Source organism: Caulobacter sp. P1_B12_2 (genome assembly GCF_056406675.1).
Genome location: NZ_JBFTZS010000479.1, coordinates 1 through 6,262, shown reverse-complemented (window position 1 = coordinate 6,262; position 6,262 = coordinate 1). Strand labels below are relative to the sequence as shown.

5 protein-coding genes are annotated in these 6,262 nt (G+C 68.4%); 2 read left to right on the top strand and 3 right to left on the bottom strand.

Going from position 1 to position 6,262, the window contains the following annotated elements; genetic code table 11:
* The coding region (locus AC1DZ6_RS21835) for a TonB-dependent receptor (protein WP_477099226.1) at window positions 1-2,290 on the top strand (2,290 nt) is incomplete at its 5' end.
* Between the two features lie 137 nt (window positions 2,291-2,427).
* Entirely contained in the window at window positions 2,428-3,285 is an 858-nt protein-coding gene (locus tag AC1DZ6_RS21830; RefSeq protein ID WP_477099225.1) for an alpha/beta hydrolase, read from the top strand.
* 62 nt (window positions 3,286-3,347) lie between these two features.
* Here AC1DZ6_RS21830 and AC1DZ6_RS21825 read toward each other — a convergent pair whose 3' ends face one another.
* From AC1DZ6_RS21825 to AC1DZ6_RS21815, 3 genes are all read right to left on the bottom strand, one after another.
* Window positions 3,348-3,878 (bottom strand): GNAT family N-acetyltransferase, encoded by a 531-nt coding sequence (locus AC1DZ6_RS21825; protein WP_477099224.1) that lies wholly within the window; start codon window positions 3,876-3,878, stop codon window positions 3,348-3,350.
* A gap of 18 nt (window positions 3,879-3,896) precedes the next feature.
* The gene (locus tag AC1DZ6_RS21820) at window positions 3,897-5,108 is read right to left on the bottom strand and encodes a hypothetical protein (protein ID WP_477099223.1); all 1,212 of its coding nucleotides are present in this window, start codon (window positions 5,106-5,108) and stop codon (window positions 3,897-3,899) included.
* A gap of 66 nt (window positions 5,109-5,174) precedes the next feature.
* A partial coding sequence (locus AC1DZ6_RS21815; protein WP_477099222.1) for a YihY/virulence factor BrkB family protein occupies window positions 5,175-6,262 on the bottom strand: 1,088 nt, incomplete at its 5' end.

The window sequence follows — 6,262 nt, the reverse complement described above, 5'->3', positions numbered from 1 at the left end:
GGTCATCACCCGCCGGCCGTTCGACAGCAAGACGCCGTATGTGGCGGGCTCGATCCAGGGCGTCTATTCGAACCTGGCCGAGGAATACGATCCCAAGCTGGCCCTGATCGGCAGCAAGACCTTCTTCGACGACAAGTTCGGCGTGCTGCTGTCGGGCACCTGGGAAAAGCGCCACCTCAACAGCAACAACGCCCGCACCACGGGCTGGATTCGCCGTGCGGCCACCGCGACTGGAACCGGCGCCACGCCGGGCCGCAGCACCGACGTCAACGGCGACGGCACGTTGGACTGGGTGCCGGAAATCCCGCGCCTGATCATCGATCGCCGGGTGACCGAGCGGAAGGCGTTCAACGGCATTCTGGAATGGCGGCCGACCGACAACTTCAAGGCCTATTTCGACGCGACCTACGCCACGGCCACCGAGGACGTGAACTCCAGCTTCCTGCAACTGGGCGCCTCGGGCGGCCTGATCGACTATAGCAAGACCACGCTGGGCGCGGACAACACGGTCAACCACATCGAGTTGACCAGCGACGCCAACTTCCCGATGGACCTGGCCTATCGCAACATCCTGGGCGACCTGACCCGCACCCAGTACGCCACCACGCTCGGCGGCGAGTGGAAGCGGGACCAATGGACCTTCGACGCGCGCTTCGACTATTCGAACGCCGAGGTCCAGAACAACGAGATCAACTCGACGGCCACGGTGTTCGGCGTGCCGCGCGCCATCATCGACTACAAGGGCGGCCAGCGGGCGCCGAACTTCTCGTTCCCCGGCCTGGACGTCACCACCGGCCAGGGCGTCAACCGGCTGGACGCGGTGTTCAACCCCCGCAACAACACCTCGGAGGAGACCGCCGAGCAGTTCAACATCACCTATCGCCCCAACGTGTCGTGGCTGACCTCGGTCAAGATCRGCGCCCAAGGGCGGCAGTTCCAGACCGACCAGATCCTCTACCAGCGCACCACGCGCCTGAGCTGCCGCGACACCGTCGCCAGCTCGGCCAACGCGGTCAGCGTCGTCCTGGCGCCTTGCGCGACCATCGCGGGCATCGTCGACTCCACGTCGACCGTCAATGACATCCCGTTCTTCAAGACCGGCGACCTGGGCTATTCCGGCGGCATCCGCCAATGGAACGACAACACCATGGCGACTTACCAGGCGACCTTGACGGCCGCCGGCAAGGTCAACGACGTCTACGCGGTCAACCCCAACCCCAACACCGCCGCGAAGTTCGGCGATCCCGGCTCCTACCAGGCGTTCCTCGACACCTGGTCGGTCGAGGAGAAGACCAACAGCGGCTATGTGCAGGCCAATTTCGACTTCTCGAACCTGCCCGTGCCGATCTCGGGCACGTTCGGCGTGCGGGTGGTCGACACCAAGACCACCTCGACAGGCTATAACCGCGTCCAGACCGGGACCGGGGCCGCCCAGCAGGTGAACTTCGTGCAGGCCTCGCAGGACGGCGGCTACACCAAGACCCTGCCGTCGCTGAACCTGCGCTTCGAGTTCATTCCCAACAAGCTGATCGGCCGCCTGGCGGGCAGCAAGGTCATGGCCCGAGCCGCGCCCAGCCAACTGGCCCTGCGCCGCAGCATCGACGTCGTCGGCCTGACCGGTTCGCGCGGCAATCCCGACCTGCAGCCGTTCGAGGCCATCGCCGTCGACGCCGGCCTGGAATGGTATTTCGGCCCGGAAAGCTTCGTTTCGGCGACGGTGTTCCGCAAGGAAATCTCGTCGTTCATCATCAACCAGTCGTCGCCGGAGACCATCGACGGCACGGTCTACAACATCACCCGGCCGGTGAACGGCACCGATCAGGTGAACATCAACGGCCTGGAGATCGGCGGGCAGTACGCCTTCGACTTCCTGCCCAAGCCGTTCGACGGCTTCGGCCTGCTGGCCAACTTCACCTATCAAAAGGACAAGGGCTTCCAGGGGACCAACCAGCTGACCGGCGAGATCCTGCCGTTCCCGGGCCTGTCGCGGAAGAGCTACAACGTCTCGCTCTACTACGAGAACAACAAGTTCAGCGTTCGCGGCTCGTACAACTGGCGCGACCAGTGGCTGATCACCCCGACCGGCCGCGGCAACCTGCCGGAGTTCAACGAGGCCTTCGGCTCGCTGGACGCCTCGGCCAGCTACAACGTCACCGACAAGATCACCGTCTTCCTGGAAGGGGTGAACCTGACCGACGAGGTGCGGATCGAGAACAACAACGCTGTCCGCCGCATCGGCAACGAGACCTACGGCTCGCGCTATTTCTTCGGCGTGCGGGCGAAGTTCTAGGCGACGGCGCGCGCCTTCGGATACAGGCGTGTCAGGCGGAGCGACGCGGCCCCCTTCTGATGGAAGGCGGTCGTGTCGCTCCAGCCCGGTCCTTTCCGACGGGAGAGGTCCATCTTCTGTAATCGCGTGGCTTGCTCATGACCCGAACGCCGTTTGGCGAGACCTTTCGTTTCAATGTCTGGGGCGATGAAGCGAGCACCGACCTGGGCTTCACCCTGGTCGATCCGACGGCTCCGCGGCTGGATCTGGAAGTCGCGGCCGTCGCCCGGCCCCAGGTTCTGGCCTTCGTCCCCGCCGTCCCGCACGGCGGGGCGATGCTGGTCATGGCCGGCGGCGGCTACACTCAGCTGATGGCCGGCAAGGAAGGCGTCGAGGTGGCGCTGTGGCTGAACAGCCTGGGCTACCACGCCTTCGTCCTGATCCATCGCTTCCCCGACGCGGCGGTCGGCCCGCAAGCGCCGGTCGACGACGCGGTCGAGGCGATGCGCCTGATCCGGGCTCGCGCGCCGACCCTGGGGATCGACGCCGGCCGCGTGGGCGCCCTGGGCCTGTCGTCGGGCGGCCATCTGGCCGCCTGCCTGGTCGCCGCCTATCCGGACGCCTGGACCGCGCCGGCCTCGGCCGCGGCGGAGCAGAGCGCGCGCCCCGACGCCCTGGTCGTGGGCTACGGCCCGATCTCGACCAACGCCGAGGGGCGGGCCGTGGTCGCCGACAAGCCGCCCCTGGAGCCGGTCGCGAAACAGGCGCTCTACGACGCCCTGCAGCCGGACGCCGGGCTGATCGCCGATCCGCCCCCGGCGTTCATCGTCTACGCCGCCAGCGACCCCGTCGTACCGGTCGAGAACGGCCTTCGCCTGCAGCGCGCCTGGCTGGACCGCGACCCTTGTGGCGGGAACCCCTCYGTCCGCCGCAAGGGCGGGGGTGTGGCGCGCCGGCGCGCCAWGGCGCTTCACCGTCGGCTGAACCAGGGSTTCCCGCCACAAGGGCGGGAATGACGGACGAAAGGGGAGGTTTGGGGGCGGGCCGAGCAGCCCAAACGCGTTGAACGCCGGTACGCTTACAGCGCCTTCTCCAGCACCACGAATGACAGCTCGCGCTGCGGCGTGCCGAACCGCTCGCCCACCGGGAACGGCTTGGTCTCGCCGGTCAGGGCGTAGCCCCGGCGCTGGTACCAGGCGATCAGCGTGTCGCGCAGGTGGACGACGGTCATGCGCACCCGCTTGGCGCCCAGGCCCTGGGCGTAGGCCTCGCCGTGGGCCAGCAGGGCGCGGCCCAGCTGCCGGTCCTGCAGGTCGGGACGTATGGTCAGCATGCCCAGGTACCAGGCGTCGCCTTCCGGGACCTCGGCGTCGGGCTCGATCCAGACGCAGCCCAGCAGCGGGCCGCCGTCCTCGTCGCGCAGGGTCAGCAAGGTGGCGTTCGGCGCCTCGGCCAGGTCTTCCCTGAGGCTCTCCAGGTCGATGCGTTGGCCGTCGATATAGCCGGCCTCGGTGGTCCACCCGGCCTGGGCGCCCTGACCGCGATAGGCGGAATTGACCAGATCGACGATGGCGGGGAATTCGGCGGCGACGGCGGGGGCGAAGATCATGCGGTGGTCCTGGGCGTGTCAGTGAGCGGTGGCGGCTGGGCAGTCGGTGATCCAGACATAGCGCCAGCCCAGCCATCCCGGATAGATGGCGACGCAGGCGACGCCGCCAACCGGCGAGGCCTTGAAACGACGTGCCGAGACGTCGAGGTCCTCGAACACCGGAAGCTTCGCCCCGGCGTCGATCACGCGAAGGCTGAGGGTGGGATCATCGTTGGCCGATCCGCCATGGTCGATCACCACGGCGCGGTGGATCGTCGGGGGCGCCCGGTCGAGAACGAAATTGGCCAGGCCGACGGTCCCCCAGCCCCAGCCCAGCAGGACCACGGCCGAGAACAGGGCCATCCAGGGCTGTCGCGCGGCGCGCTCGGCCCGCAGGACCAGCAGGAACGGGATGGCGGCCAGGCCCAGGCCGGCGCAGAGCGCCGGAAGCCAGTCGACCATGTCGATGTCGAGCAGGACGCGCAGGGCCAGGGCCCCGCTGGGCACGAACCAGAAGGCCGACAGGTTGACCGTCGGTTCGGCCTGCGGGTCGCGGATCAGCGTCGCCAGGCCCGGCCAGCGGCTCGCCACGGCCAGGGCGAGGAGCGGGAGCGGAACGTTGAGCGCGACCGCMAGATCATAGGGACGGGGATAGACCATCAGCCACAGGGCCAAGGCGATGGCGACCCAGGAGGCCCGGCTTGCCAGTCGGCGCAGCGAGTCCAGGGTCTCCAGTCGGCGGGAGGGCGTTGCGCCCAGGCGGTCGTCCTTCTCCAGGATCGCCAGCTCGGCCTCGTACGCCTTGGCGTCCAGGTTCGTCAGGCTGTCGAGCCAGGCGGCCCAGACCGGGTTCTCGACGACGTGGAGCGGAACGCTCAAGCCCTGCCGGGGGCCGTCGACGGACTCCAGGCGGATGGCCTTCGACGGCTCGAGGCGATAGCCGGCGACCTTGGCGCGCGGCAGGGTGCGTTCGCGGAACGGGCCCTTGGCCTCGACCCGGTCCGGCAGCAGCCGCCACCGGCTGGTCCACACGCCGACGATCGTATAGGCGGCCACCAGGGTGAAGATCACGGCGATCAAGTCGGTCAGCCACTCGGCGTACATGTCGGGCGTAAGGTGGTTCCAGACCGCGCCGGCGATCATGAAGCCGGCCAGCGCCACGCCGGCGATCGTGGAAGACCAGGCGGTCTTGACCGGTGTCATGACCTCGCCGCCGTCGGCCGTCGGCCGCGCCGTTGTCGTTCTCGCCAAGTCCTTGCTCCCCCAGAGACTATGTCTTCGACATAGGCGAGCGCGCGACTGGGCGATAGTCCCGCTTCAGGGCGCCGGAGGCGGCGGCTTTGTCCGTCCCAGGCCGCGGGCGCGACCCCAATAGCGGCCAGACACCCGCTTCACCGTGCCGGCTTCGCGCTGGATGAACTCCCAGGGGTGGAAGGCCAGGCCCACGGTGTCGGCCATGGCCGCGCCGCGCTCGCCCATCGGCTTTTCGGGGCCGGTGGTGGAGTCGATGGCGGTCTGGTGCTCGATCTCGGCGTTCAGCTCGGCGCCCACCAGAACGGTCATGATCGAGAACCACATCCAGACCATGAAGGCGATCACGGCGCCCAGCGGCCCGTAGGTGGCGTCGTAGTGGGCGATGTTGTTGACGTAGAGCGAGAAGCCCAGCGAGCCCAGCAGCCAGGCCGCCGCGCCGAACACCGAGCCCCAGATCACCCAGCGCCAGCGCGGCCGGGCGCGGCAGGGGCCGAAGCGGTAGAGCATGGCGAAGGCCAGGGCCGTCACCACCAGCACGATCAGCCAGCGCAGCGGGATCCAGATCAGCGCCGCCGAGCTCAGTCCGATCCGCTCGAACATCACCGGCGCGGCGATCAGGATGCCGGCCAGGATCCCGSCGTAGATCAGGGCGCAGAAGGTGAAGGCGTAGGTCCACAGCGTCTTGGTGACGAAATTGCGCTTCTCGTCCTCGTCATAGGCGATGTTCAGCCCGTCGAAGAGCGCCTTCATGCTGGCGTTGGCGCTCCAGATCGACAGCAGCAGGCTGACCCCGAAGGCCACGCCCAGCTTGGCCTGTTCCTGGCCGGCCAGGCGCAGCATCTGCTCGCCGATGATGTTGACGACGCTGGCGGGGAAGACGCTGGACATCTCCTGCAGCTGTTTCTCGACCGCCCCGACGTCGGCGAACAGGCCGTACAGCGACACGAAGGCGCCGATGGCCGGGAAGATGGCCAGCAGGGTGTAGAAGGTCACGCCGCCGGCCACGGCGGGCAGGCGGTCGACGCTGATCTCGCGGAAGGTGCGCCACAGGATGTCGCGCCAGCCCAGGACCGGGATGCGATGGGGATGCCGGGCGGCGCGGCCGCGCATCGGTTCGGCATGGTCGAAGTCGTGCGGCGGCATGGCCCGGT